Source organism: Bacillus sp. 05T31 (assembly GCF_056396725.1).
In genome coordinates this window covers 1-2,387 of record NZ_JBFTMA010000781.1, presented here as the reverse complement: position 1 = coordinate 2,387, position 2,387 = coordinate 1, and the positions used below count along the sequence as shown (strand labels likewise).

Below are 2,387 nucleotides of genomic sequence, written 5' to 3'. Positions count from 1 at the left end.
GTGCTATGAGTGAACAAGTTTTCAAAGTAAACGGTATCGATATATGTACAGAAAGCTTTGGCAATCCTAATAACCCAGCAATATTATTAATTATGGGAGCTACRTGTTCAATGGTTTATTGGGATGAAGAATTTTGTGAAAGGTTAGCTAGCACAGGAAGATTTGTCATTCGCTATGATAACCGTGATGTTGGTCGCTCTATTACATATGAGCCTGGGACTTCCAATTACACTGTAGCAGACATGGCTGAAGATGCAATCGGAGTACTCGATGCGTATCATATTGACAAGGCACACCTTTTTGGCATGTCATTAGGAGGTATGATTGCTCAAATTGCTGCAGTAAAACACCCAGAAAGAATTTTGACCTTAACATTACTAGCAACAAGCGTTATTGGATCTGATAACAATACTCGTGATTTGCCTCCAATGGATGAAAGAATTTTGACACATCATGCTAATGGTGCAAATTTAGATTGGACAAATAAAGATGTTATAGCGAAATATTTAATTACAGGATCACGTCTACTCTGTGGATCAAAGCGTATATTTGATGAAGCAAGAACTTTAAAACAAGTAAMGCAAGAAATAGAACGTGCTAACAATCTATTAAGTATGTTTAATCACGCCCTCCTTACAGGTGATGATTCTTATGAAGGTATACTAAAGTCGTTACTAGTACCTACTTTAGTAATTCATGGTACGGACGATACAGCTCTTCCACTTGAACATGGACTCGCACTTATTGATGAAATTCCGAACTCAAAGCTATTACCCCTTGAAGGTACAGGACATGAGAATCATCCCGATGACTGGGATAAAATTATTAAAGCAGTTTCAGAACATATATCCCGTATAAGATAAGAACAACTATTAGAAGGGGCACAAATTGTTTTGCCCCTTCTATTTATCCCGCTATTTGTGGGCAGTAAAACTCCCACCTCAAAATTCAGCTGAAGCAAAGAAATTAGGTGGGAGATAAACTGCCCGTAAACGCCCGATTGGTGAAGGCTAATAATCARTGGGGGATGAACAAAACCCCCACTGATTATAGTTTCACTTTATAAAGATTACGATACAATATCAAAAACCCATCACTGCATTCGTATGTATAGTGATGGGCTCTACCTATATTTTTTATGCTTAAAAAAATGGACAATCTAACTGGTCAACAGATTCCCACGATTTTTTTTTTACATTTTCGGTGGATTTACTATTTTCTAGTGGTACGTGTTTAAATGGATTCATTTCAACTTTTAATAGAGATGATGGTTCTATATATAAAGAAAAAACATGGCTACTTGGCAAGGTTTTTGATACATCAATATCTCCTACTTGTTTAAATAATTGCTGGGCCGCAAAGAAAAAGAAATTAGTTGGATTAGATTGTTTATTAAGCCAAGCAATCATTTCAGGCGATACTGATTTATTAATATTAATTTTCACTCGATCACCACGTTTATATCGCCTAGATCGCATACTTCCACCAACTAACTTATCGTTAAGTTTGTAAACCCTAACTCTTTTTGCTTATGCTCTCTATATTTTGGCGAGCATGTATATACTAATAACCCGCGAGCATTGGTGAATAACGGGTTATCTACAAAAATCACATTTTTCAAGCGTCCTTTTTGTTTCAAAATCATTTTTAAGCTATTTTTAATAATAACTGCGCCCCCACCATAAATAAATACATATGGATCGTCTTTCATATCATCAATTTTGTTAATAATATCCGTTGCGCCATATGATAATCCTTTACTTAATTGCGGACGGAAATTTACCCCTAATGAAACAACTTCTTCCGTTGTCCCCGCGCCAATATCAAAAGACAATAAAGTTTTATCTACAAAATCAATTTCTGAAACTTGATTTTGTTCACATTCTATTTTATGTTTCACAACATTTCCTTCCTCATCATATACAATCCCCCACGTCCCAGAAGCGCCTTCAGGTAGACATTTACAAAACTCAATAGAAACATTAATCGTAACATCGCGTCCATTTGGATAATGGAATATGACCTTGTGATTACCCATATACCGTTTCGCATTTTCAGCAGCAATTTCCTGTGTAATAAGTTGCATTGGAAGAGCAACAGATAAATCATAACGAATATTAATATGACTTGAAGTAGGGCTTTGACGCATAGCACTTATCGCTAAACCTGAAAGGATTGTAATAACCATTAACTCATCAGTAGATTTATTTGATTTTTTCTCCACTTCAGTACCTTTTAATTGATCTTGAATCACTTTTTCTCCAACGATGTATCGTACATTATTTAACATTAGCGATGGAGAACTAATGGTCACATCAATATGATTCTCTAATTCTGACGATGAAACTTCACCCTCATCCAACAACCCCGTAGACTCACCTATATAT

General features: G+C 35.7%; 3 protein-coding genes. 1 reads left to right on the top strand and 2 read right to left on the bottom strand.

The window, feature by feature from the left end; genetic code table 11:
• Window positions 1-5 precede the first annotated feature (5 nt).
• A complete protein-coding gene (gene mleBCA / locus AC1DJR_RS28180; RefSeq protein ID WP_477004065.1) occupies window positions 6-863 on the top strand; it encodes a BCA family alpha/beta fold macrolide esterase in 858 nt (285 codons plus the stop codon).
• Between the two features lie 279 nt (window positions 864-1,142).
• Here mleBCA and AC1DJR_RS28175 read toward each other — a convergent pair whose 3' ends face one another.
• Together AC1DJR_RS28175 and AC1DJR_RS28170 are read right to left on the bottom strand one after the other, a co-directional pair.
• Window positions 1,143-1,478: a hypothetical protein gene (locus tag AC1DJR_RS28175; RefSeq protein WP_002085171.1), complete on the bottom strand. Its 336-nt coding sequence runs from the start codon at window positions 1,476-1,478 to the stop codon at window positions 1,143-1,145.
• Window positions 1,479-1,489: 11 nt separating this feature from the next.
• On the bottom strand, window positions 1,490-2,387 hold an 898-nt coding region (locus AC1DJR_RS28170), incomplete at its 5' end, for a ParM/StbA family protein (RefSeq protein WP_477004064.1).

Bases quoted from the DNA above. Each gene is read 5' to 3' on its own strand.
- AC1DJR_RS28175 (WP_002085171.1), bottom strand. From the start codon at position 1,478: ATGCGATCTAGGCGATATAAACGTGGTGATCGAGTGAAAATTAATATT.